This window comes from Xanthomarina sp. GH4-25 (assembly GCF_045363175.1).
Taxonomy (GTDB): Bacteria; Bacteroidota; Bacteroidia; order Flavobacteriales; family Flavobacteriaceae; genus Xanthomarina.
Map to the genome: position 1 here is coordinate 18369 of NZ_JBJFLO010000008.1, position 24852 is coordinate 43220.

The following is a 24852-nucleotide window of genomic DNA, read 5'->3' on the forward strand; positions in this document are numbered from 1 at the left end:
TTCATTCTAAAATCAATCATAAAATACGAAAATTAATTCGTCAAATAATTTATAATTGTGGATTGTACATAATAGTTCTTCACTGATTCCACCTGATTTATTTGAAACTTCAATTGTAATTCTTGTATGTTTAAAACATCTTTAAAATCAATGGTTCCAGTTTCATAGCTTTTAATTAGAATCTCTTCAGCATCTTCAGCTTGCTTCAAACTTTTTTCTTGTGTTTCAAATTTAATTCGCGACTGATTACGCTGAGAAATAGCTTTTGATAATTCGGCTTTCAGCATATTTAAGCGTTCATCCTTTTGTGATTGAATTTCTTGTTTTCGTAATTCGTTTTGCTTTGTTTGAGATTTATATTTCTTATTAAAAATTGGAATGGAAACTGATAACATGGGCATAACCATATCTTTATAAGAACTAGTTATCATTGGACTGTCATCTTGATTGATATATTCCACCCCAAAACCAATCATAGGTCCTCCTTCTTTTTGGTTTAACAATTCAGACTGCTCCACAGATTGATATAATTTATCATATTTGAGCAGTTCTGGGTTTACCGATAAACTATCGTAGCTAAAGAAGCTATCTTCTTTAGGAATTTTCATAGACGAAATAATAGACACTTCTACATCATAATCCCGATTCATTAAACTGTTTAAAGCAGCTTGAATACCTTTGTATTGTTGAATTAGAACCTCTCTCTCTTGTTGTAATTCATTTTGTCTAATCTGTAATCTTAATACATCTACTGCTGAAGCTTTGCCTACTTCTACAGACGTCAATGCCAATTGCTCATAGGTTTTTAAAAGCGTTATGTTTTTATCTAGCACCTTTTGTTTGCCGCTTATTTCAAACAGTTGGTAATAGAATTGAGACACAGAAAGTGCTAATTTTCGTTTAGCAATAGATACTTCCACATATTGAGCATCTGCCATGGATGTTGCATAATTTTTTCTTGCGGTTATCGTACCAAACCACGGCAACATTTGCATGACTGACACTCTAAAACGTTCCATAGGCATATCCATTTCTGGTGCAATGGCCATAACTCCAAAATTAAATTCGGTATTTGGTATGTTGTTAACTTCGTTTACTTTTTCTGAAGCAATTTGATATTGAAAATCAATCTTTTGAATTTCGGGATTGTTGGCTAAAGCTTCGTTAATAAGCGTTTCTAATTCTTGACTTTGAACGGAAAGAGCAAAGAATAAAGAAACAAGAAACAAGATTCGTTTTATATGTGTTTTAAATTTTTTCATTTTACTGTTCTATTAAGTTGAAACTCCGCTCTCCAGCTATATAATACTGGGACCACAAATAAGGTTATTAAGGCAATTAACATACCTCCAAAACTTGGGATTGCCATCGGAATCATAATATCACTTCCACGTCCTGTAGATGTTAAAATTGGTAATAATGCTAAAATGGTGGTTGCTGTAGTCATTAAACATGGTCTGATTCGTTTTTCTCCAGCTTCGACTATAGATGCTCTAATTTCTTTTCTATTTTCTGGTGTATTTCTATTGAAAGTTTGCGTTAAATAAGTCGCCATGACCACGCCATCATCTGTGGCTATTCCGAATAAGGCAATGAACCCTACCCAAACAGCGACACTTAAATTAATAGGATGCATTTGAAACAAATCGCGCATATTTTCACCGAAGAAATTGAAGTTTAAAAACCAATCTTGTCCGTAGAGCCAAATCATGATGAATCCACCTGCGAATGCCACTGCTATTCCTGTAAACACCATAAGTGTTGTGCCTACAGATCGAAACTGAAAATATAATATTAAAAATATGATGGCTAAGGCCAAAGGCACCACAACCGATAAGGTTTTTTCGGCTCGCAACTGATTTTCATAAGTACCAGTAAATTGATAATTAATGCCTTTTGGTACAATTAAATCGCCTGAAGCTATTCTTTCTTTAATTAAAGCTTGGGCACTTTCAACCACATTTACTTCTGCAAAACCGTCTAATTTATCAAATAACACATAACCGACTAAAAAAGTGTCCTCACTTTTAATCACTTGTGGACCTTGCTCGTAACGAATGCTTGCCAATTCACTTAAAGGAACTGGACTGCCTTTTTCAACAGGAATATAAATTTGTTCTAAATCGCTTGGGTTTCCTCGTAATTCTCTTGGATAGCGCACACGTACACCGTAACGCTCTCTGCCTTCAACCGTTTGCGTTAAAACCATACCTCCAACAGCAACCTGTAAGACGTTTTGAACATCTTGAATAGAAATGCCATAGCGTGCTATTTTCTCTCTATCAATATCAATCAGTAAATAAGGTTTACCAACAATTCTGTCTGCAAATACGGCTTCATGCTTAACACCTTCGGCTTGTTTTAATATCTCTTCTAATTCGATTCCAAAGGCTTCAATTTGTTTTAAGTCTTGTCCTTTCACCTTAATTCCCATTGGTGCACGCATACCTGTTTGAAGCATGACTAATCGAGTTTCGATAGGCTGTAATTTTGGTGCAGAAGTAACTCCTGGAAGTTTAGTTACTCTTACAATCTCATTCCAAATATCGTCTGGTGATTTAATTTCTGGTCGCCAGTTTCGGTAGAATTCGCCATCGTTGTCTTCTATTAATTGGTCTTTGGCATTAACAGATTGCCACGCTTCACTTTGTTCCACTCGCAATGACATGCCATTTTTTAAAATATATTCACCATTATTATTGACTTTATAACGTTGGCGTTCACCATTGTCATTCAGCATATATTCTGGTTTATACTGAATCATGTTCTCATACATCGATAAAGGTGCAGGATCTAAAGCCGATTCTGTTCTACCTGCTTTACCAACAACGGTTTCAATTTCTGGAATACTGGCAACTGCCATATCTAACTGCTGTAAAACACGTTTATTTTCCTCAACTCCAGAATGCGGCATTGAAGTGGGCATCAATAAGAAAGACCCTTCGTTTAATGATGGCATAAATTCTTTCCCTGTGTTTTTCATGATGAAAAAACCAACAATCACGATAGCTGTTGGAACAGATAGAAACAAAAGTTTATTATCTAAACACCATCTTAATATGCGTGTATAAAACTTGATGAATAATGTAAATACACCTAACAATCCAAAACAAATGACTCCAACGAAAACGAGATTCCAGAAAACACTTTTATCAACACCTAAGGGTCTCCAATATTCTGCTAACAGAAATACAATGGCGATGGCAGAAATAATGATATTTATAAGGTTTGCACGCTTTGCTTTTACTATTTCTTGTAGTTTTAAAATACCTGTAACACCAAAAGCTATTAAAATAATTCCTAACCAATAACCGTAGAACACACCCATTATTCCTGCTAAAGCCATGGCGGCATTTAAAATATAACTAAAACTCTTTTTGATGCTTTTTCTTCGGAATAAATAGGCTGCAAAGGGTGGAATTAAAAATAATGCCACAATAAGAGAGGCTGTTAGAGCAAAGGTTTTTGTAAAGGCTAAGGGTCTAAATAGTTTTCCTTCAGCACCAATCATAGTAAACACTGGGATAAAACTAATAATAGTTGTCATTACAGCAGTTACAATGGCCCCAGACACTTCTGTTGTGGCTTTATAAACCACTGTATTTATGGAAAGTTTCCCTTCATCTTCGTCCAAATGACGTATAATATTTTCTGAAAGTATAACACCAACATCTACCATGGTACCAATAGCAATCGCTATTCCGGATAATGCCACAATATTTGCATCTACATTAAAGAGTTTCATGGCGATAAATACCATTAAGACTGCAACAGGTAATAAGCCTGAAATCAAAATGGACGCACGAAGGTTAAATACCATAACAATAATAACCAAAATGGTGATTAAAATCTCTAAGGTTAAGGCTTCATTTAATGTGCCTAATGTTTCTTGAATGAGTTCTGATCTATCATAAAAAGGAACGATGGTTACTTGAGACGTTATTCCATCAGAAAGTACTTTTGAAGGCAACCCAGCGCTTAATTCATGGATTTTTTCTTTGACGTTTGTGATAACCTCCATTGGATTCGCACCATAACGCGCCACAACAACGCCACCTACAACCTCTGATCCTTCTTTGTCTAGAATCCCTCTTCGTGCTGCAGGACCTAATGATACTTTACCAATATCTTTAATTCTTATGGATGTGAAATCTTCTGATGTGACTACGGCATTTTCAATGTCTGAAATAGATTTCACATAACCCAAACCACGCACTAAATATTCGGCTTGGTTTATTTCTAAAGTTTGTGCGCCAATATCCTTATTACTTTCTTTTACAGCTTTTACGACTTGGTTTAATCCAATATTATACTGTCGCATCAGTTCTGGGTTGACATCAATTTGATATTCCTGAACATAACCACCAATAGAAGCCACTTCAGAAACACCACTTGCAGACGACAAGGCATATTTTACATAGTAATCTTGAATGCTACGTAACTCGTGTAAATCCCAACCTCCTGTTACGTTACCGTTTTCATCACGACCTTCTAAGGTGTACCAAAATATCTGTCCTAGACCCGTGGCATCTGGACCTAATGATGGATTAACATCTTCAGGCAACAAGCCACTTGGAAGTGAGTTTAATTTTTCTAATATGCGACTTCTACTCCAATAGAACTCTATATCTTCTTCAAAAATGATATAGATACTTGAAAAGCCAAACATAGACGAACTACGAATCGTTTTTACTCCAGGAATTCCCAATAAAGAGGTCGTTAAAGGATAGGTAATTTGATCTTCAATATCTTGTGGAGACCTTCCATCCCATTTAGTAAATACAATTTGTTGATTTTCTCCAATATCTGGAATAGCATCTACTGCTACAGGATTACTCGGTAAAAAGCCAGTATCCCAATTAAAAGGCGCATTTACAGTTCCCCATCCCACTAAAAGGACAAGTAAGAGAACAGCAACTAATTTATTCTCTATTAAGAATTTGATGCTTTTATTTAGCATGAGTATTGATTATTAAACAGTTAGACATTGATGTTTAAAAAACACCGAATACAACGAATCACCCTAATGAATTGAATCATTGGATAACACAGTCTATTGTTTAAAAATCAAATTAAATAAGTCTCGTCAAGTTTGAAGATTTGCTTTGTGACGAGTGGTGGTTTGTATTCTTCATAAGAAGACACTTTGTTATCTAAACCTTCAAAAAGATTTACATAAGTATAAATAAACGACGTGATAAAAATTTGTTGCTCAAAAGAAATTTTGTCAACTTGTAGTTGTAATTCGTTTTGACTATCCAAAACTACTTGTTCATCTTTACAACAATCCTTTTTGGTAACGGAGCAGCCTTCTGTTAAAGGATTATCCATGTCCATACCACAAGTTTCTACTTTTTGAAAGATAGCAGAATCCATTAAAGCACCTCCACAATAATGCATATTGACTGTGAACGACATGGTAGAGAATAACACTACCAAAGCCATTAACATTGACATTATTTTATAGAATACTTTTTTCATACTACATGCAAAAATACGAAATTTTAACAACTCGATATTTTGTTTAACAGAACTTTAAAAAATAACGTTATTTCCCGATACAAAAGTTCGCAAAAATATTTCCTAAAAGTTCGTCGTTAGTAACATTTCCAGTTATTAACCCAAAATGATATAGTGCTTCACGAATATCGATAGCCATTAAATCTCCCGATATTCCAGAATCGAGTCCATGTTTAACTTTCTGGATTTCTTCTAACGCTTTTAAAAGCGCATCATAATGCCTGGTATTGGTAATTATAGTTTCGTTATTTCTAAGGGCTCCCGTGTTAATTAAATTAAGAAGCTTATTGGTTAACTCCTCGACTCCAAAACCTGTTTTGGCAGATAATAGTTGAATTTCTGGGATTTCAATTTGCATTTCAGCAATTTGAATATCGTCTATCTTATCAATTTTATTAGCAATAACAATCAAAGGTTTTAAAGGATACTTGTTTTTTATTTTCTCTAATTCCACTTTAAATTTGGAACATTGCACTTTAAACTGTTTTGAATCGAATAGGTAAATTACCACTTGAGCCTGCTCTATTTTCTCATAGGTTTTTTTAATCCCAATACTTTCAACGACATCTTTTGTGTCTCTAATTCCAGCTGTGTCAATAAAACGGAAACCAATACCTCCAATGGATATTTCGTCTTCTATAGTATCTCTTGTCGTACCTGCAATTTCCGAAACAATAGCACGTTCTTCATTTAATAAGGCATTTAGCAATGTCGATTTACCAACGTTTGGTTCTCCAACAATAGCCACTGGAATACCGTTCTTAATAACATTTCCAACAGCAAAAGAATCTATTAAACGTTTTAAAACGAAAGTGATACGTTCAACCAATTCTTTAAATTGAGATCTATCAGCAAACTCTACATCTTCTTCAGCAAAGTCTAACTCTAACTCAATTAACGAAGCAAAATTTAAAAGTTCTTCACGCAGTTTTGCTATTTCACTAGAGAAGCCACCACGCATTTGTTGCATGGCAATTTGATGCGATGCTTCATTATCACTAGAAATTAAATCGGCTACAGCCTCTGCTTGACTTAAATCTAATTTTCCATTTAAAAAAGCTCTAAGAGTGAATTCGCCAGCAACTGCCATACGACATCCATTTCTTAAAAAGAGTTGCAAGATTTCCTGCTGAATATACACAGAGCCATGACAACTAATTTCAACGACATCTTCTCCGGTATACGATTTTGGATTTTTAAAAACAGATACTAAAACCTCATCAATTGTTCGGTTACCATCCATAACATGCCCAAGATGTATGGTGTGTGTTGCCTGATTATTTAAATCTTTATTGTGAATGGATTTAAATAGCTTCGAACTAATAGTAATTGCATCTTTCCCAGATAAGCGAATAACAGCAATAGCTCCTGCTCCAGAAGGTGTTGCTAATGCAATAATAGTGTCTGTTTGATTCATCTTACAAAAATAGTAAAATGAAAGCACAAAACGAGGTTAATATAATTAAGCAATTCTTAACAGATTTAATTTTGCTTTACTATTATATTTGTAAAAAAATTAAAATATATTTTAATCATGTTAAGACTTTTTACTGTATTATTTATTTCTTTATCTATTATTTCTTGTAAAAAAGAACAACCTACCGATGGATATCTAATTAATGGAACTATTGATGCTTCGGTGAATAATAGAAAAATTAAAATTATCAAGTTTGAAAATAATAATGAAATAATTATTGATTCTGCAACTTTTCAAAACGGGAAAGCAACTTTAAAAGGTAAAATTGATACACCAAATTTATATCAAATAACTATTGATGGTGTTTACGGTAGCCTTCCAATTGTATTAGAAAATAAGAAGATGTCTATTAGTTTTAATAAAAATAATTTGTTAAAATCTACAGTAGAAGGAAGTGAAGAAAACAATCTTCTAAAAATATATTATGACGATTCTGAGATGCTGAAGACGAAAAACGCTTATTACGGTAAACAGATTATGACTGCTAGAGAAAATAAAGATACTTTGAAAATGAATGAGTTAAAATCTGAATTCATTAAAATAAGAGATGATATCAACGCTAAACACATTGAACTCGTTAAAAACAATCCCAATTTAGTAACAAGCGCTGCCATACTTGGAAACATTTATATTGTTAAAGGAATTAGCAAAGAAGAAGCAAGAAACATATTCGACACCTTTTCTCAAGAAGTTACTTCTAGTGACATTGGTGTAATAATCAATGAAAAGCTTACGGAAGTCACGACTGATGTTGGCAATATAGCTCCTGGTTTTTCAGCTCCCAACCCTGAAGGAAAGTTATTGAGTTTAGAAGATATTAAAGGCAAAGTAACTATCATCGATTTTTGGGCTGCTTGGTGTGGACCTTGTAGAAAAGAAAATCCGAATGTGGTAAAAGTTTATGAAAAATATCACGATAAAGGTCTAGAAATCATTGGCGTTTCTTTAGATGGAACCCCTAGCCAAAAAGATGCTAAAGCTGCATGGGTAGAAGCTATTGAAAAAGATAAATTAACGTGGCACCAAGTTTCTAACCTTGCCTTTTTTAACGATCCTATTGCAAAACTATATAATATTCAAGCCATTCCTGCCACATTCATTTTAGATAGTGAAGGCAAAATAGTGGCTAAAAACTTAAGAGGTGAAGCTCTTGAAGCAAAAATTGCAGAATTATTGAACTAAATATAAAAGCTTAAAAAAAGCCTTTCAAAATTGAAAGGCTTTTTTTTTATAATTTTCCAAGTTTCTTTAAGACAAAGAGTAATACAATGGGGATTGCTAATAAAACAATCATAAGAAGGTGTTCTTTAAACAGCCATGAAGCCAGAATTAAAGTAATTACATAACCTCCAATAGCTCCTCCAAAATGGGCATCATGACCTATGTTTCCTAACTGATTTTTCATGCCGTAGATTGAATATAATAAATAACCAATTCCAAAAATATACGCAGGAATAGGAATGGGAATAAAAAACAAATACAAGCTCATATCTGGTTGTAATAAGATAGCTGAATAGATAATTCCCATAACAGCACCACTAGCGCCTACGGCACTATAATGATATTCGTTTTTATGAAAATAAAAGGACAACAAACTACCTAACAACAGGCTACCTATATATATTATTAAAAAGTATAAGGTGCCCAAATAATTTAAAACGATGTCTGCAAAAATGTAAAGGGTAAACATGTTAAAAAATAAGTGAGGCATATCTACATGAAGAAAACCAGAGCTAAACATCCTAAATTGTTCGCCTCTTATTATACTGCCCACATTAAATTTATACTTTTCAAAAAAACTAAAATCATTAAATCCTTTAAAAGAAATAATTGCATTTGCAGCGATAATAATGATTAATACCAAACTTAAATTGCCCATAAATTGTAAACGTTATATTTTAAATATACCATATATTTGTTCTTGCAAATCTAAAATTAATTCATGCAATTTATTGCTTACATTTTAATTTATCCGTTTTTATGGCTTATTTCAATCTTACCTTTTAGGTTGTTATATGCTTTTTCCGATGGCATTTACATATTAATCTACTATATAATAGGCTATAGAAAAAAAACAGTTCAAGAAAATTTAAATCTGGTATTTCCTGAAAAATCTGAAAAAGAAATTAAAATCATTACTAAAAAATTCTACCACCACTTATGTGATATGGTTGTAGAATCTATTAAATCGATGACTATTTCGGAAGCTGAAATGAAAAAACGCTTTACATTTTCTAATGTAGAAATTATACAACAACTTGAAAAAGAAAACAGAAGTATAGCGTTAATGTGTGCACATTATGGTAGCTGGGAGTGGATTTTTATTCTTCAAACCTATATGAATGTTAAAGGTTACGCCATATATAAACGTCTTGCCAATAAATATTTCGACAGATTGGTAAAGCGTATTCGTGCAAAATACAACAGTCATCTTATTACAACTAAAGAGAGCATTCAAGTGTTATTTCAAGCTAAACGAGAAGGAAATATTACAATCTGTGGTTTTGTGTCTGATCAATCACCAAAACACGATAAAGCTTTTCATTGGAATACTTTTATGGGAATTACAGTTCCAGTACATACAGGTGCTGAAATGTTAGCTAAAAAATTAGATATGTCGGTTGTGTTTTTTGGTGTAAAAAAACTAAAGCGAGGTTATTATGAAACATCTTTTAAAACCATAGCTTATAATCCAAAAGAATTCCCAGATTATAGCATTACAGATCAGTTTTTAGAATTGGTGGAAGCACAAATCTACGAAGCACCAGAGTATTATTTATGGACACATAAGCGTTGGAAACACAGAGATAAAGTGCCCGAAAATTACAGGGTTAAGGTATAGTTGTTATCGGCTCGTTTACAACAGAATCAAACCTTTTTGGTTCAATAAAAACAATAAAAACTTCTTTTGGTTTATTTACTTTGTAACAGAGTGAATTTCAGCAATTATTTTATCTGCTAAATCATCTGCTTCTTTCTGTGTTGGAGCTTCAGTATATACACGTATAATAGGCTCGGTGTTACTTTTTCGTAAATGTACCCAACTATTAGCAAAATCAATTTTCACACCATCAATGGTTGTTAGATTTTCTTTACAATACTTTAATTCCATTTGTTTTAAAATAGCATCAACGTTTATTTCTGGCGTTAATTCAATCTTCTTTTTGCTCATAAAGTAACTAGGATAACTAGCACGTAACTCACTAACTGTCAATCTCTTTTCAGCCAGTAAGCTTAAAAATAAAGCCACACCTACTAAAGCATCGCGACCATAATGAGATGCTGGATAAATAATACCTCCATTTCCTTCTCCTCCTATAACAGCTTTGTTTTGCTTCATGAGTTCAACTACATTGACTTCTCCAACGGCACTGGCTTGATAGATGCCTCCATGTTTTTCAGTAACATCGCGTAAGGCACGTGTGGAACTCATATTACTAACAGTATTACCAGGTGTTTTGCTTAGTACATAGTCTGCACAAGCAACAAGGGTATATTCTTCACCAAACATCTCTCCTTTTTCATCCATAAATGCTAATCTATCAACATCTGGATCCACAACAATTCCTAAGTCAGCTTGTTCTTTAACAACAGCTTCAGATAAATCTGTAAGATGTTCTTTTAAGGGTTCTGGATTATGCGGAAAATGACCAGTTGGATCGCAATATAATTTAATAGCATGTACACCTAAACGCTCTAACAACAAAGGAATAGCAATGCCTCCTGTAGAATTTACACCATCAACAACAACCTTAAAATTGGCGTCTTCAATGGCTTTTTTATTGACTAAAGGGAGTTTTAAAACCTCATCAATATGCATATCAATATAAGCTTGATTCTTGGTTATTTTCCCTAAGTTATCTACGTCTGAAAATATCATTGTATCACTTTCAGCAATTTCTAAAATCTTAGCACCTTCAGCTCCATTTAAAAATTCGCCTTTTTCATTTAACAACTTTAAAGCATTCCATTGTTTTGGGTTGTGACTTGCTGTTAAAATAATCCCTCCATCTGCATGTTCCATTGGAACTGCTATTTCAACAGTTGGAGTTGTTGATAAACCTAAATCAATAACATGAATACCTAAACCAACAAGAGTATTCATTACTAAATTCTGAATCATTTCTCCCGAAATTCTAGCATCACGACCAACCACAACCCTGTAATGTTCTTTGTTTGGTTGTTGTTTTAACCAAACCCCATAAGCCGACGCGAATTTAACGGCGTCTATTGGTGTTAAATTATCTCCAACCTGTCCTCCAATGGTTCCTCGAATTCCTGATATTGATTTTATTAATGTCATATATTTCTAAAAATTTAAACAAATATAAGTTTTCTATATGTTTTCTATATTACGAATTTGTAAATTCACAAAATGAACTTTTTAGCGCATATATTTTTATCTGGAGATAATGATTTTATTACGATTGGTAATTTTATAGCCGACGGCATTCGAGGGAAAAAGTATAAAACATATCCCAAAGATATTCAAATAGGCATCTTATTACATCGTGAAATTGATACGTTTACAGATGCACATCCAATCGTGAGACAGAGCACAAAAAAATTTCATAAAAATTACAGTCACTATAGTGGTGTGATTGTAGATATTCTTTACGACCATTTTTTAGCGAAAAATTGGAGTAATTATTCTAATATTCCCTTAGACATTTATGTAGATGATTTTTACAATACATTAAACGATCATTTTGAAGTGTTACCTACAAGAATACAAAAAATGATGCCTTATATGATTGCAGACAACTGGCTACTAAATTATGCTAGTATAGATGGAATTCAAAGAGTTTTAAATGGTATGAATAACCGAATAAAAAACATTTCCAATATGAATGAAGCCACCAACGAATTAAGAGCACATTATAATGAGTTTGAAGAAGAATTCTCTTTGTTCTTTAAAGAATTGATGGATTTTACCGAATTAAAAAAAATCGAAATCACCCAAAAACTTTAAGTTTTTCAACATAATAAAAATGACATTTGTAGAAACTCTTACTAAAAACTTAATAAATCAAGGCAATCCAGATTATGCGCTTCAAATGAAAGCGTATTTACGTGGCCAATTCGAATTTTTTGGAATTAAAACACCAATTAGAAGATCCATACTAAACGAAACAAGCAAGCTATTCGACAAGGATCTAAAAGAAAATTTTAGAACCATAACCTTAAACCTTCTAAACCAACCACAAAGAGAACTACACCATTGTGCAATTGAGATATTTGAAAAATATGCACGAAAATCCTATACAATAAAAGATATCAATATTATTGAAACATTCATTATAACAAATTCATGGTGGGATACGGTAGATTTTATAGCCAAACAAATATTAGGAGCCTATTTGCTTCAATATCCAGAAGCTACTAAAACGATTATTGAAAAATATTCGTTAACTAAAAACATGTGGCTAAACAGAAGTAGTATTTTATTTCAATTAGGATATAAAAACAAAACAGATCATGCTTTACTCTTTAAACAATGTTTAAGATTTAGTGAATCTGAATTATTTTTCATTCAAAAAGCCATTGGCTGGTCTTTAAGAGAATATGGAAAAACAAACCCCAAATCTGTACTAAATTTTGTAAATTCGACTTCACTTAAACCCTTAAGTAAAAAAGAAGCAATAAGAAACATCGTTTAATTTTGAAGACAAAAAAAATCATAAAAATAATTTTAGGGGTTGTTATCTTTTTAACCTTACCTACTTTATTACTCTTTGGTTTTGTCTATTTTAAATACAACGAAGAACTACCAATTGGCATTGAAAGTGCAGAAGCTGATGAGATGGCAAATAAAATGCTAGATGCGTTAGATTATGTTGCCTATAAAAAAACAAATTATATTGAGTGGACTTTTAAAAGAAAGCATCATTATCAATGGTTAAAGACAGAAGGTATTTGTTATGTGTTTTGGGAAACTTATAAAGTAGAATTAAACTTAAATAATCCTTCTGAAAGTAAAGCTTTTATCCACAGCTTCAGAGTTCACAACGAGCAAGCAGACGAATTAATTGAAAAAGCCACTAATTATTTTAACAACGATTCTTTTTGGTTGGTGGCTCCATATAAAATTTTCGATAAAGGCACAAAACGCAGCATAGTAAAAACAAAAAAAGGTAAACAAGGTTTGCTAGTCACTTATACTTCTGGTGGTACTACTCCTGGAGATTCTTATTTATGGTTTTTAGACAAAAACGGCTTGCCAGAGCGATTTAAAATGTGGGTAGATATTTTACCAATTGGTGGGCTGGAAGCGACATGGAAAGATTGGATAACAACAGAAAGTGGTGCTCAACTCCCAACCTTCCATAAACTGCTTTTTTTAGGATTAGAGATGGGAGATGTTATTGGCACTAAATAAATGGTTTGTTTTCAGTAAAACAGTTAAAATTTAGATTTAACTTTTAAAACTCTAAATCTTGAGTTCTATTTTTTTTGACCCTTAAACTGCTGCTCTTTTAGCTTAAATAGTACATTAAACGTGGTTAAACTACCATAACTTCTGGTTAGGTACTGTTGCAAATCAATTTTCTCTTGCTCTTTTAAATTACTAGAATTTATTTTTTGCTCCATCACTCGCAATCGATCTCTAACCATAGTGATTTTATGAAAGAAAGTATCAATAGGTACTTCGCTGGATTTTAAATTAGTATCGCCAGGTTCTAAAATAAGCTTGCCACCTTTCCATTTGTCTGCAATGTGCACCACTTCGGTTACATCGCTCCAACGTTTTAAAATTTGCACCAAGCTGCTTTCTACTTCAGCAAAACTAACCGTATCCACATCGTCTTCAGCTGCTTCAATTACTTCAAATTCAGCATCGATATCTATAGTTTCTAAACCATTTTCAATAAATGTCACCCAATAGTGTTTTGAGGTTACATTGGTTACTACGCCTTTTCCAAATTCTGGATGATTAATTCTTGAGCTTATTCCTAGTATTTTCATAAATATAATATTTAATAATATGGCAATAATAATAAATCTACTATATAACTTCATAAAGATTTAACAACTAAAATCGTACCTTTGCAACTTTGCTATTTTTATGAGTTCATTCGAAGAAAATATTGAGGTTCAAGGCGCTCGTGTTCACAACCTGAAAAACATAGATGTTACCATTCCAAGAGAAAAACTGGTCGTAATTACTGGTCTTTCTGGTAGTGGTAAATCTTCATTAGCATTTGATACCATTTATGCCGAAGGGCAACGTAGATATATAGAAACTTTTTCGGCTTATGCCAGACAGTTTCTAGGCAGTTTGGAACGACCGGATGTGGATAAAATAGACGGCCTTTCCCCTGTTATTGCTATCGAGCAAAAAACAACTAGTAAATCGCCTCGTTCAACTGTTGGAACCATTACAGAAATTTACGATTTTTTAAGACTACTTTTCGCTCGTGCTAGTGATGCCTATAGCTACAATTCTGGCGAAAAAATGGTTAGTTATAACGACAAACAGATCAAAGAGCTTATTATCGAAAGCTTTAAGGGCAAACGTATTAATATTCTAGCACCTGTAGTACGATCACGAAAAGGACATTATAGGGAACTGTTTGAGCAAATAGCCAAACAAGGTTTTGTAAAAGTAAGAGCTGATGGCGAAATTCTAGACCTTGTAAAAGGCATGAAACTCGACCGATATAAAAATCACGACATCGAAATTGTGATTGATCGTTTAAAAATAGACAAGACTGTTGATAACGATAAACGCCTCTCCGAAACCATCAACACTGCCATGTATCATGGCGAAGATGTGCTGATGGTTTTAGACCAAGACACACAAGAAACCAGATATTTTAGTAGAAATTTAATGTGTCCTAGTTCTGGTATTTCCTATCCCAATCCAGAGCCAAATAACTTTTCATTTAACTCGCCTAAAGGGGCTTGCCCTAAATGTAATGGCATTGGTACATTGTATCAGGTTAATGAAAATAAAATTATTCCAGACCCCAAACTATCTATAGCAGCTGGAGCATTAGCTCCTCATGGTCCCCAAAAAAACTCTTGGATTTTCAAGCAGTTTGAAACGATAGCACAGCGTTTTAATTTTTCTTTAAACGATGCTTATAAAAGTATTCCTGAAGAAGCTAAACAAATTATTTTATTTGGTGGTAATGAAAAGTTTTCGGTTGAAAGCAAAACACTTGGAGTAACTAGAGACTACAAGATTGAATTTGAAGGTGTTGCAAATTTTATAGAAAGTCAGTATACCAATGCAGAAACCACATCTTTAAAACGTTGGGCAAAAGACTATATGGACAAAGTGACTTGTAGTGAATGCCATGGTTCTCGATTAAGACAGGAGTCTTTATACTTTAAAATAAACAAACAAAATATAGCCGATCTTGCTAATAAAGACGTTGTTGACTTGGCAGAATGGTTTGACAATTTAGAAAAACATCTATCAGACAAACAAATAAAAATTGCTGAAGAAGTCATCAAAGAAATTAAGACCAGATTGCAGTTTTTACTGGATGTTGGTTTAGAATATTTGTCTTTAAACAGAAGCTCTAAATCGCTCTCTGGTGGTGAAGCTCAACGAATTCGTCTAGCAACACAGATAGGTTCTCAATTGGTTGGTGTGCTTTATATTTTAGATGAACCTAGTATTGGACTCCACCAAAGAGATAATGAAAAACTAATAAAATCCTTAGTAGCCTTAAGGGATATAGGTAACTCTGTCATTGTGGTAGAACACGATAAAGACATGATAGAACACGCCGATTATGTGATAGACATTGGTCCAAAAGCTGGAAAATATGGAGGTGAAATTATTAGTATTGGTACACCTGCCGAACTAAAAACCCATCACACTCTAACAGCAGATTATTTAAATGGCACCAAACAAATAGAAGTACCAAAAAAGCGTAGAAAAGGGAATGGAAAATTTATAGAATTAAAAGGCTGTACAGGAAACAATTTAAAAAATGTTTCGGTAAAATTCCCGTTAGGAAAAATGATAGGTGTGACAGGAGTTTCAGGAAGTGGAAAATCTACTTTAATTAACGAAACTCTCTACCCTATAATGAATGCCCATTATTTTAATGGCGTAAAAGTACCTATGCCTTATAAAAGTATTAAAGGGTTAGAGCATATAGACAAGGTTATCGACATCAATCAGTCTCCAATTGGAAGAACACCAAGAAGCAATCCAGCCACGTATACAGGAACTTTTAGCGAAATACGCAGTCTCTTTGCTAAAATTCCAGAAGCCATGATTCGTGGTTACAAACCTGGGCGTTTTAGCTTTAATGTTAAAGGTGGACGTTGTGAAACTTGCCAAGGTGGTGGTTTACGGGTTATTGAAATGAATTTCCTTCCAGATGTCTATGTAGAATGCGAAACTTGTCAAGGCAAACGTTTCAACCGAGAAACCTTAGAGATTCGTTACAAAGGAAAAAACATTAGTGATGTTTTAAACATGACAATTAATGATGCTGTTCCGTTTTTCGAACACATTCCAAAAATTCATAAAAAGCTTAAAACCATAAAAGATGTTGGATTAGGTTATATTACCTTAGGACAACAAAGCACCACACTTTCTGGTGGTGAAGCGCAACGTATTAAACTGGCTACAGAGTTAAGCAAACGCGACACTGGAAATACGTTTTATATTCTAGACGAACCTACAACTGGATTGCATTTTGAAGATATTCGAGTACTCATGATTGTGTTAAATAAACTAGCAGATAAGGGCAATACGGTTTTGATTATTGAGCACAATTTAGATGTTATTAAAATGGTAGACCACATCATCGATATAGGCTACGAGGGTGGTAAAAATGGTGGCGAAGTAATTGTTGAAGGTAGTCCTGAAGATGTAATAAAACACAAAAAGAGCTATACAGCCCAATTTCTTAAAAAAGAATTAAAATAGAATTTTTCTCGTTTAAATTCATTAAATTAGATACTTAACCATAAAAATTTATATCATGAGAAGTTTACTTTGGCTAGTAGCAGTAGTATGTATAATTATTTGGCTATTAGGTTTTTTAGGAGTTGTTCCAGGCATAGCAACTGGTAATTTAATTCATATTTTATTAGTTATTGCTATTATCGTTATTTTATATAATATCATTTCTGGTCGAGGCCCTTTAAAATAAATCGAGTCTGTTTATATTCAATATAATACACTTGAGACAAATCATTCAGATAGATTTGTCTCATTTTTTTATGCTGTTTTCAATTGGCATCTCTTCATTTCAAATTGGTTTTTATAAATCATTTAAAGAAAGCACTTAAAATGTCCTTATTTCTCTTAAATTTGCCTTTGGATTTCTATATAGTAAAAAGAAATTTAATAAATTAAAATATCTGAAAAAAAAATATAAATGAGAGACGAACAACATCATAAACGTTGGAATGCCATAAAAACAAACGATTCATGGGCTATTTTTAAAATCATGGGTGAGTTTGTAAATGGTTACGAAAAATTAAGTAAAATTGGACCTTGCGTATCCATTTTTGGATCTGCAAGAACCAAACCAGATCATAAATACTATAAATTAGCAGAAGAAGTAGCTGCCAAAATTGTAAATCATGGCTATGGTGTGATTACAGGTGGTGGTCCAGGAATTATGGAAGCTGGAAATAAAGGCGCTCATATTGCAGGTGGAACTTCTGTAGGTTTAAATATTGATTTACCGTTTGAACAACACGATAATCCATATATTGATTCTGATAAAAGCTTAGATTTCGACTATTTCTTCGTTCGAAAAGTCATGTTTGTTAAGTACTCACAAGGCTTTGTTGTTATGCCTGGAGGTTTTGGAACCTTAGACGAATTATTTGAAGCAATTACTCTTATTCAAACTAACAAAATAGAAAAATTCCCTATCATACTGGTAGGAAAAGAATTTTGGGGTGGATTATTTGAATGGGTAAAAGAAGTTTTGCTAGACAAATTTAATAACGTAAGTGCTAAAGATCTAGATTTAATTCATTTAGTAGATTCTTCAGATGAAGTTATAGATATATTAGACGATTTTTATAAAGATTACGGTTTGAGTCCAAACTTCTAATTCGTTTTTCTCCCAGGAATACATATGAAAAAGAAAATACAAATTGTATCCATGCTTTGCATGTTGATAACGCATAGCCTGTTTTCGCAAGAAAGCTTTAAGGTGATGTTTTACAATTTATTGAATTTCCCTTTAGAATCGAATGTTCCAAATAGAATACAACATTTAGATGTTATCTTAAACAATTACCAACCGGATATTTTTGCCGTTTGCGAATTAAATAATGAATCTGGAGCGAATGCCATTTTACAAGTGCTACAAGATAAAGTAAGCGAGCAATTTAGAATGCCAACATTCTCTTTAAACACTTCTGATGATGAGATAGGTAACCAAAATGACCTTCAAAATTTGATTTTCTACAACAGCTCAAAATTTATTTTAGAAAGTCAAGATATCGTTCAAACTATTTATCGCGATTTCAATCATTATAAATTAAAGTTAAATTCTATCAATCAAGACAGTAATCCTTTATATTTAGACGTGATTGTTTGTCATTTAAAAGCATCAAATGGTGTAAACAATCAAGCTTTAAGATTAGAAATGGTTCAAGATTTAACAACATATTTAAATACTTTTCCAGCTAATAGTCAAATTCTATTAGCTGGAGATTTTAACGTTTACACTCATACTGAAGCTGCTTTTCAGGAATTATTAGACGTTACAAATCATATTGTTTTAGCCGATCCTGCCAACCGAACTGGTAGTTGGCACAACAACACCAACTATATCGATATGTTTACTCAGTCTACCAGAACACAAACAGGTTTAGGTGGATCCACAGGAGGTTTTGACGATAGATTCGATTTTATATTAACATCATCAAACATGTTGTCAAATTCAAACATCTCTTATGTAACCAATTCATATCAGGCATATGGAAATAATGGCAATATAAACTGTTACAATAATGAAATAAAAGATGAAGCATGTGCAGGAGCAGATTTTTCGTATAATATTAGAGAAGCTTTATATTATTTTAGCGACCATCTTCCAGTAACATTACAATTAAAAACTAACGAAACCTTATTAAATATTCAACCTAATACCCAAGAGAGTCTTCAAATTATTGGCACAAATATGATTGAAAGCATCTTAGAAATAAAAATTAACAATCCATCTTATCACACTAAAAAACTTAACATTTTTAATACGTTAGGACAAGAAGTAAAATCTGTTCCTGTGGGTTCGTCTAACAAAATAAGTATGGACGTATCCACTCTTAGCAAGGGTATATATTATCTAACACTGCCAAACACAAATGTTCAACCTTTAAAATTCGTTAAAACAAATTGAAATTAAGTTTTTTAAGCAGTCTATTATTTTTAGTGCCAATGTTACTTTTAAGTCAGAATAAAATTGATTTAAAAGCAGATTTTAATGCTGAAAAAAAACAGATAAAAATTGCTCAAACCATCACGTATTTTAATCATACGAATGATGTTTTAGAAGAAATTTATTTAAACGATTGGAACCACAGTTTTGCAACTAAAACAACACCATTAGCCAAACGTTTTGCCGAAGAATACAATGCCGATTTTCATTTTGCAAAAAACGATGATAGAGGATACTCTGTAATTACATCCATCAAACAGAACCAACAAGAACTAAATTTTGAAAGGTTAAAAGACCAATTAGATGTAGTTAAAGTTGTCCTTAATACCCCTTTAAAACCTAACGAAAGTTATACCATCAACTTAAATTATATCGTGCAGGTTCCAAGTGATAAGTTTACCCGCTATGGTATGACCTCTAATGGCGATTTTAATTTGCGTTATTGGTACATGACACCTGCTGTTTACAATGGTGAATGGCAATATGCAAGCAACAAAAACTTAGACGATTTATTTGTTCCTGTAGCAGATGTGAGCATGGAACTTCATGTTCCAAATAGTTACAATATTACTTCAGAGTTAGACCAAAAAGATATCTCTCAAAAAGACAGTATTCTTACAGTTGTTCTTGAAGGAAAAAATAGAGTGAACACCAAATTGTTTTTAAATAAAACAAAATCATTCAGTCAAATAAAAACCGATTATTTTACCATGGTCTCAAATTTAGATGAAGCAAAGCTAAATATGATTGACAATCTGGTAATAACCGATCAGATATCTAAATTCCTAACAGAGCATATTGGTCCTTATCCCCATGAAAGATTACTGGTTACAGATATTGATTACCGAAAAAATCCTATTTATGGTTTAAACCTTTTGCCTGATTTTATTCGTCCGTTTCCAGATAAATTCCAATACGAATTAAAGGTCTTAAAAACAGCTTTAAATAATTATTTAGATAACATTATCATTACAAACCCAAGAAAAGACCAATGGATTATTGATGGGTTACAAACCTACTTTTTAATGAAATATGTTGAAGAGTTCTATCCAGACATGAAACTTGCAGGTAGCTTATCTAGAATATGGGGCATCCGCTCATTTCATGCCACACAATTAGATTTCAACGACCAGTATCCTTTTTTATACATGCACATGGCGAGAGAGAATCTAGACCAGCCGTTAAGCATGGAAAAAGATTCCTTATTAAAATTCAATAAAAATATAGCAAACAAATACAAAGCTGGTGTTGGTTTACGCTATATTGATAATTATATAAATGACGATATTTTAGAAAACTCTATAAAAGAATATGTTTCTAAATTTGAATTGAAGGAATCTTCAACTATAGATTTTCAAAACATACTACAAGCAAATAGTACTAAAAATTTAAATTGGTTCTTTACAGATTATTTAACTACTAAAAAGCGCATAGATTACACTATTTCAGAAGTTGAAGAATCTAGAGATTCGGTGAAAGTTACTATCAAAAACAAAACGCAAACCAATGTCCCAATTTCTGTATTTGTATTACAAAAAGACTCGATTATTTCTAAAATTTGGGTCGAAGATATTGCCGATACAAAAACAGTAACAATTGCAAAAAACCATGGCACCAAAGTCGTTTTAAACAAAGACATGATTGTCCCAGAATTTAATTTAAGAGACAATACTAAATCTTTAACCAATTCACTATTTAACAGACCTATTCAATTACGATTAATAAAAGACATTGAAGACCCAGCATATAATCAAGTGTTTTTTATGCCTATTGTAGAATTTGATAATATTTACGATGGTATTGTACTTGGTGTAAAAGCCTATAATAAAACCGTATTAAAGAAAGCATTTTATTATAAAATTTCACCTCAATATGGAACAAAATCCAATTCATTAACTGGAGGAATCACACTTAATTACAATCAGTATATAGAGAATAATGACACTAATTTGTTTAGCATCAATTATGGTGTTTCTGCAAGTTATTCAAGTTATGCTGAAGATTTATTTGTTAGAAAATTAACCCCAGGAGTACAATTTTTATTTAGGGACAAATTAAATCTCATGTCAAATAAAAAGCAGTACGTTACCATGCGTTATGTAGACATTAATCGAGATCAAGATTTAAGCCTAGATGCCGATGAAACAGAACCAAATTATAGCGTTTTAAATTTAAGATATAATAATATAAATAAAGGTTTAGAAGATTATGTTTCTTGGTTTTCTGATGTACAATTTGCTAAAGATTTTGGTAAAATCGCTTTTAATTTTGAATACCGAAAATTAACCGAAAAAAGTAGACAATACAACCTGAGGTTATTTGTTGGAACTTTTTTATATAATGACAGTTATAAAGCATCCGATTATTTCAGTTTTGCGCTAGATAGACCTACTGATTATTTATTCGATTATAATTATTATGGTCGTTCCGAAGACTCTGGTTTATTTAGTCAGCAAATTATAATTGCCGAAGGTGGTTTCAAATCAAAACTTGAAACACCTTATGCCAACGAATGGATAAGTACGATAAATGGTAGTACAACGCTTTGGAAATACATTCTAGCTTATGGAGATGCTGGTTTGGTAAAAAACCATGGAGAAGACATCAAATTTGTTTACGACTCAGGTATTCGTGTGAGTTTAATTCCAGATTATTTTGAACTCTATTTTCCAGTGTATTCTAATTTAGGCTGGGAAGTTGCGCAAGCTCATTATGCTGAAAAAATTCGCTTTGTAGTAACTTTAGACTTTAAAACCCTCTTTGGTTTGTTTAGCAGACGTTGGTATTAATTTACACTTCAAACAAAACTGTATAATATCGGCTTTTTAGTATCATATTTTTAACGATTTCTAAAATAACTAACAATCTTTCAGTTTTTTGTTGCATTTTACTCTAAACACTGATAATTTGTTAATTCTTTAACTAACAATCAGATTGCAAAACACACAAATTTTGACTAAATTTGCACCATTAAAATAAGAACCATGCAAACAAATCCAGACGTACAAAAAGACCTTTCTTTCGAAGACTTTAAAGCAGAAGTTTTAAACGATTATAAAATGGCTGTCACCTCTCGTGAATGTAGTCTTCTTGGTCGTCGTGAAGTTCTAACAGGAAAAGCGAAGTTTGGAATTTTTGGAGATGGAAAAGAAGTACCTCAATTAGCATTGGCAAAAGCGTTTAAAAATGGGGATTTTCGTTCGGGTTATTACAGGGATCAAACTTTTATGATGGCTATTGGCGAATTAAATATTCAACAATTTTTTGCAGGTTTATATGGTCATCCTGATATTGCACACGATCCAATGTCTGCAGGAAGACAAATGGGTGGACATTTTGCAACACATAGTTTAGATGAAAAAGGAAACTGGAAGGATTTAACAAAACAGAAAAATTCCAGTGCAGATATCTCTCCAACAGCTGGACAAATGCCTAGATTATTAGGTTTAGCTCAAGCTTCAAAAATTTATAGACAAGTAAAAGGCATTGATACCACAAATTTTTCTGAAAAAGGAAATGAAGTGGCTTGGGGAACTATTGGAAACGCCAGTACCAGTGAAGGCTTGTTTTTTGAAACAATAAATGCAGCTGGTGTTTTACAAGTACCAATGGTGATGAGTGTTTGGGACGATGAATATGGTATTTCTGTACACGCAAGACATCAAACAACAAAAGAAAATATTTCTGAAATCTTAAAAGGATTTCAAAGAGATGAAGATAATAAAGGATTTGAAATTCTTCGTGTTAATGGTTGGGATTATCCAGCCTTGATTGAAACTTATCAAAGAGCTTCAAAAATAGCCAGAGAAGAACACGTCCCTGTATTAATTCATGTTAACGAATTAACACAACCTCAAGGGCATTCAACTTCAGGTTCTCACGAACGTTATAAAGATGAAAACCGATTGGCTTGGGAGGCAGCATTTGATTGCAACGTGAAACTTCGCGAATGGATGGTTGCCAATGGTATGGCCACAGACGACGAGTTAAAAGAGATTGAAAATGGTATTAAAAAAGAAGTTCGAGAAGGCAAAAAAGCTGCTTGGACTGCTTTTATTCAACCTTTAAAACAAGAACAACAAGAACTTGTTAGTATTTTGGAAAATGTAGCTAATTCCAGCGATAACAAAGTGTTTATTTCTAAGCTTAAAAACGATTTAGCTGACATTAATGAACCCATAAGAAAAGACATTCTTTCTACTGCTAGAAAGGCTTTACGTTTTGTAGTAAGCGAATCTTCATCTGAAAAAAATCTATTGGTAACTTGGATTAATACATATTCTAATAAAATTCAATCAAAATACAGTTCGCATTTATATAGCGAATCTCCTAAATCGGCATTAAACATTAAAGAAGTGAAGCCAACATACGACGCAAATAGCGAAGATGTAGATGCTAGATTAATCATTAGAGATAACTTCGATGCCATTTTTAATAAATATCCTGAAACTTTAGTTTTTGGTGAAGATGCCGGAACCATTGGAGATGTGAATCAAGGACTTGAAGGTATGCAAGAAAAATATGGAGAACTTCGGGTATCTGATGTTGGTATTCGTGAAGCAACCATTCTTGGACAAGGTATAGGAATGGCTTTAAGAGGTCTACGTCCTATTGCCGAAATCCAGTATTTAGATTATATTTTATATGCCCTTCAAATAATGAGTGACGATTTGGCGACCCTTCAATACAGAACCAATGGACGTCAAAAAGCACCATTAATTATTAGAACTCGTGGTCATAGATTAGAAGGTATTTGGCATTCTGGTTCGCAAATGGGTGGCGTTATAAACTTAATTAGAGGTATTCACGTTTTGGTTCCAAGAAACATGACCAAAGCAGCTGGATTTTATAACACCCTTTTAGAAAGTGACGAACCTGCTTTAATTGTAGAATGTTTAAATGGCTACAGATTAAAAGAAAAGATGCCAAATAATATTGGTGAATTTAAAACACCACTTGGTGTGGTTGAAACAATTAGAGAAGGAAACGATATTACCTTAGTGTCTTATGGATCTACTTTAAGAATTATTGAACAAGCAGCTAAAGAGTTACAAGGGGTTGGTATTGATGCAGAAATAATAGATATTCAATCACTACTGCCTTTCGATTTAAATCATGACATTGTAAAAAGTGTCGCTAAAACAAATCGTTTAATGGTGATTGACGAAGATGTTCCTGGAGGAGCTTCAGCATTCATATTAAACGAAGTATTAAACACTCAAAACGCATACAAGCATTTAGATAGTAAGCCACAAACACTTACAGCACAACAACATAGGCCAGCTTACGGTACAGATGGCGACTATTTCTCTAAACCTTCAGTAGAAGATGTGTTTGAAGCAGTTTACAACGTGATGCATGAAACAAATCCTTCAGATTTTCCGAAGTTGAGATAAAAAACATCACGATATATATCATTTAAGACCTCATTCGTTAAAAACAGTGAGGTCTTTTTATTATATTTATGAGCAAACAAATTCA

At 32.9% G+C, this 24852-nt stretch carries 18 protein-coding genes; 11 read left to right on the plus strand and 7 right to left on the minus strand.

Annotated elements, in window-relative coordinates:
• Positions 1-32 precede the first annotated feature (32 nt).
• The 4 genes from ACI5KZ_RS12285 to mnmE form a co-directional block, all read right to left on the minus strand.
• Positions 33-1262, minus strand: coding sequence for a TolC family protein (locus ACI5KZ_RS12285; protein ID WP_406847782.1), 1230 nt, complete (start codon positions 1260-1262; stop codon positions 33-35).
• Entirely contained in the window at positions 1259-4960 is a 3702-nt protein-coding gene (locus ACI5KZ_RS12290) for an efflux RND transporter permease subunit (protein ID WP_109310189.1), read from the minus strand. The genes ACI5KZ_RS12285 and ACI5KZ_RS12290 overlap by 4 nt, the downstream gene beginning before the upstream one ends.
• A gap of 107 nt (positions 4961-5067) precedes the next feature.
• The gene (locus ACI5KZ_RS12295; RefSeq protein WP_406847783.1) at positions 5068-5481 is read right to left on the minus strand and encodes an HYC_CC_PP family protein; all 414 of its coding nucleotides are present in this window, start codon (positions 5479-5481) and stop codon (positions 5068-5070) included.
• A 67-nt stretch (positions 5482-5548) separates the two neighbouring features.
• Positions 5549-6937, minus strand: coding sequence for a tRNA uridine-5-carboxymethylaminomethyl(34) synthesis GTPase MnmE (mnmE, locus tag ACI5KZ_RS12300; RefSeq protein ID WP_406847784.1), 1389 nt, complete (start codon positions 6935-6937; stop codon positions 5549-5551).
• A gap of 117 nt (positions 6938-7054) precedes the next feature.
• On the opposite strand from mnmE, the gene ACI5KZ_RS12305 reads away from it, so the two are divergent.
• A complete protein-coding gene (locus tag ACI5KZ_RS12305; RefSeq protein ID WP_406847785.1) occupies positions 7055-8179 on the plus strand; it encodes a redoxin domain-containing protein in 1125 nt (374 codons plus the stop codon).
• 46 nt (positions 8180-8225) lie between these two features.
• On the opposite strand, the gene ACI5KZ_RS12310 is transcribed toward ACI5KZ_RS12305, so the two are convergent.
• Positions 8226-8876, minus strand: coding sequence for a rhomboid family intramembrane serine protease (locus ACI5KZ_RS12310; RefSeq protein ID WP_109310201.1), 651 nt, complete (start codon positions 8874-8876; stop codon positions 8226-8228).
• A gap of 63 nt (positions 8877-8939) precedes the next feature.
• On the opposite strand from ACI5KZ_RS12310, the gene ACI5KZ_RS12315 reads away from it, so the two are divergent.
• Complete coding sequence (locus ACI5KZ_RS12315) at positions 8940-9839, plus strand: lysophospholipid acyltransferase family protein (protein WP_406847786.1); 900 nt, start codon at positions 8940-8942, stop codon at positions 9837-9839.
• 75 nt (positions 9840-9914) lie between these two features.
• Here the strand turns inward: ACI5KZ_RS12315 and glmM are convergent, their stop codons facing one another.
• Positions 9915-11300 carry a phosphoglucosamine mutase gene (gene glmM, locus ACI5KZ_RS12320; RefSeq protein ID WP_406847787.1) on the minus strand — a complete coding sequence of 462 codons (1386 nt, stop codon included), beginning with the start codon at positions 11298-11300 and terminating at the stop codon, positions 9915-9917.
• Between the two features lie 72 nt (positions 11301-11372).
• On the opposite strand from glmM, the gene ACI5KZ_RS12325 reads away from it, so the two are divergent.
• From ACI5KZ_RS12325 to ACI5KZ_RS12335, 3 genes are read left to right on the plus strand one after another with little or no spacing between them, the layout of a single operon-like run.
• Positions 11373-11969 (plus strand): ACP phosphodiesterase, encoded by a 597-nt coding sequence (locus ACI5KZ_RS12325; RefSeq protein WP_406847788.1) that lies wholly within the window; start codon positions 11373-11375, stop codon positions 11967-11969.
• 19 nt (positions 11970-11988) lie between these two features.
• The gene (locus ACI5KZ_RS12330) at positions 11989-12657 is read left to right on the plus strand and encodes a DNA alkylation repair protein (protein ID WP_109310205.1); all 669 of its coding nucleotides are present in this window, start codon (positions 11989-11991) and stop codon (positions 12655-12657) included.
• Positions 12658-12659: 2 nt separating this feature from the next.
• A complete protein-coding gene (locus tag ACI5KZ_RS12335) occupies positions 12660-13376 on the plus strand; it encodes a hypothetical protein (RefSeq protein ID WP_406847789.1) in 717 nt (238 codons plus the stop codon).
• Between the two features lie 65 nt (positions 13377-13441).
• On the opposite strand, the gene ACI5KZ_RS12340 is transcribed toward ACI5KZ_RS12335, so the two are convergent.
• Entirely contained in the window at positions 13442-13963 is a 522-nt protein-coding gene (locus ACI5KZ_RS12340; protein ID WP_406847790.1) for a hypothetical protein, read from the minus strand.
• A gap of 100 nt (positions 13964-14063) precedes the next feature.
• Here ACI5KZ_RS12340 and uvrA point away from each other — a divergent pair, with 100 nt between their 5' ends.
• The 6 genes from uvrA to ACI5KZ_RS12370 all read left to right on the plus strand — a co-directional run bounded on the left by uvrA (position 14064) and on the right by ACI5KZ_RS12370 (position 24767).
• Complete coding sequence (gene uvrA / locus ACI5KZ_RS12345) at positions 14064-16895, plus strand: excinuclease ABC subunit UvrA (protein ID WP_406847791.1); 2832 nt, start codon at positions 14064-14066, stop codon at positions 16893-16895.
• Positions 16896-16950: 55 nt separating this feature from the next.
• On the plus strand, positions 16951-17121 hold the full coding sequence (locus tag ACI5KZ_RS12350) for a lmo0937 family membrane protein (protein ID WP_109310045.1): 171 nt from the start codon (positions 16951-16953) through the stop codon (positions 17119-17121).
• Positions 17122-17349: 228 nt separating this feature from the next.
• Positions 17350-18039, plus strand: a complete 690-nt coding sequence (locus tag ACI5KZ_RS12355; protein ID WP_109310046.1) for a TIGR00730 family Rossman fold protein — start codon at positions 17350-17352, stop codon at positions 18037-18039.
• Between the two features lie 24 nt (positions 18040-18063).
• Positions 18064-19332, plus strand: coding sequence for a T9SS type A sorting domain-containing protein (locus ACI5KZ_RS12360; protein ID WP_406847792.1), 1269 nt, complete (start codon positions 18064-18066; stop codon positions 19330-19332).
• Positions 19329-22160: a metalloprotease gene (locus ACI5KZ_RS12365; protein ID WP_406847793.1), complete on the plus strand. Its 2832-nt coding sequence runs from the start codon at positions 19329-19331 to the stop codon at positions 22158-22160. Before ACI5KZ_RS12360 ends, ACI5KZ_RS12365 begins: the two co-directional genes overlap by 4 nt.
• A gap of 195 nt (positions 22161-22355) precedes the next feature.
• Positions 22356-24767, plus strand: a complete 2412-nt coding sequence (locus tag ACI5KZ_RS12370) for a thiamine pyrophosphate-dependent enzyme (RefSeq protein ID WP_406847794.1) — start codon at positions 22356-22358, stop codon at positions 24765-24767.
• The last annotated feature ends 85 nt before the right edge of the window (positions 24768-24852 follow it).

Coding starts and splice junctions, on each gene's coding strand:
- ACI5KZ_RS12295 (WP_406847783.1), bottom strand. CDS start 5,481: ATGAAAAAAGTATTCTATAAAATAATGTCAATGTTAATGGCTTTGGTA.
- ACI5KZ_RS12285 (WP_406847782.1), bottom strand. CDS start 1,262: ATGAAAAAATTTAAAACACATATAAAACGAATCTTGTTTCTTGTTTCT.
- ACI5KZ_RS12355 (WP_109310046.1), top strand. CDS start 17,350: ATGAGAGACGAACAACATCATAAACGTTGGAATGCCATAAAAACAAAC.
- ACI5KZ_RS12370 (WP_406847794.1), top strand. CDS start 22,356: ATGCAAACAAATCCAGACGTACAAAAAGACCTTTCTTTCGAAGACTTT.
- glmM (WP_406847787.1), bottom strand. CDS start 11,300: ATGACATTAATAAAATCAATATCAGGAATTCGAGGAACCATTGGAGGA.
- ACI5KZ_RS12340 (WP_406847790.1), bottom strand. CDS start 13,963: ATGAAAATACTAGGAATAAGCTCAAGAATTAATCATCCAGAATTTGGA.
- uvrA (WP_406847791.1), top strand. CDS start 14,064: ATGAGTTCATTCGAAGAAAATATTGAGGTTCAAGGCGCTCGTGTTCAC.
- ACI5KZ_RS12310 (WP_109310201.1), bottom strand. CDS start 8,876: ATGGGCAATTTAAGTTTGGTATTAATCATTATTATCGCTGCAAATGCA.
- ACI5KZ_RS12325 (WP_406847788.1), top strand. CDS start 11,373: ATGAACTTTTTAGCGCATATATTTTTATCTGGAGATAATGATTTTATT.
- ACI5KZ_RS12290 (WP_109310189.1), bottom strand. CDS start 4,960: ATGCTAAATAAAAGCATCAAATTCTTAATAGAGAATAAATTAGTTGCT.
- ACI5KZ_RS12360 (WP_406847792.1), top strand. CDS start 18,064: ATGAAAAAGAAAATACAAATTGTATCCATGCTTTGCATGTTGATAACG.
- ACI5KZ_RS12330 (WP_109310205.1), top strand. CDS start 11,989: ATGACATTTGTAGAAACTCTTACTAAAAACTTAATAAATCAAGGCAAT.
- ACI5KZ_RS12350 (WP_109310045.1), top strand. CDS start 16,951: ATGAGAAGTTTACTTTGGCTAGTAGCAGTAGTATGTATAATTATTTGG.
- mnmE (WP_406847784.1), bottom strand. CDS start 6,937: ATGAATCAAACAGACACTATTATTGCATTAGCAACACCTTCTGGAGCA.
- ACI5KZ_RS12305 (WP_406847785.1), top strand. CDS start 7,055: ATGTTAAGACTTTTTACTGTATTATTTATTTCTTTATCTATTATTTCT.
- ACI5KZ_RS12315 (WP_406847786.1), top strand. CDS start 8,940: ATGCAATTTATTGCTTACATTTTAATTTATCCGTTTTTATGGCTTATT.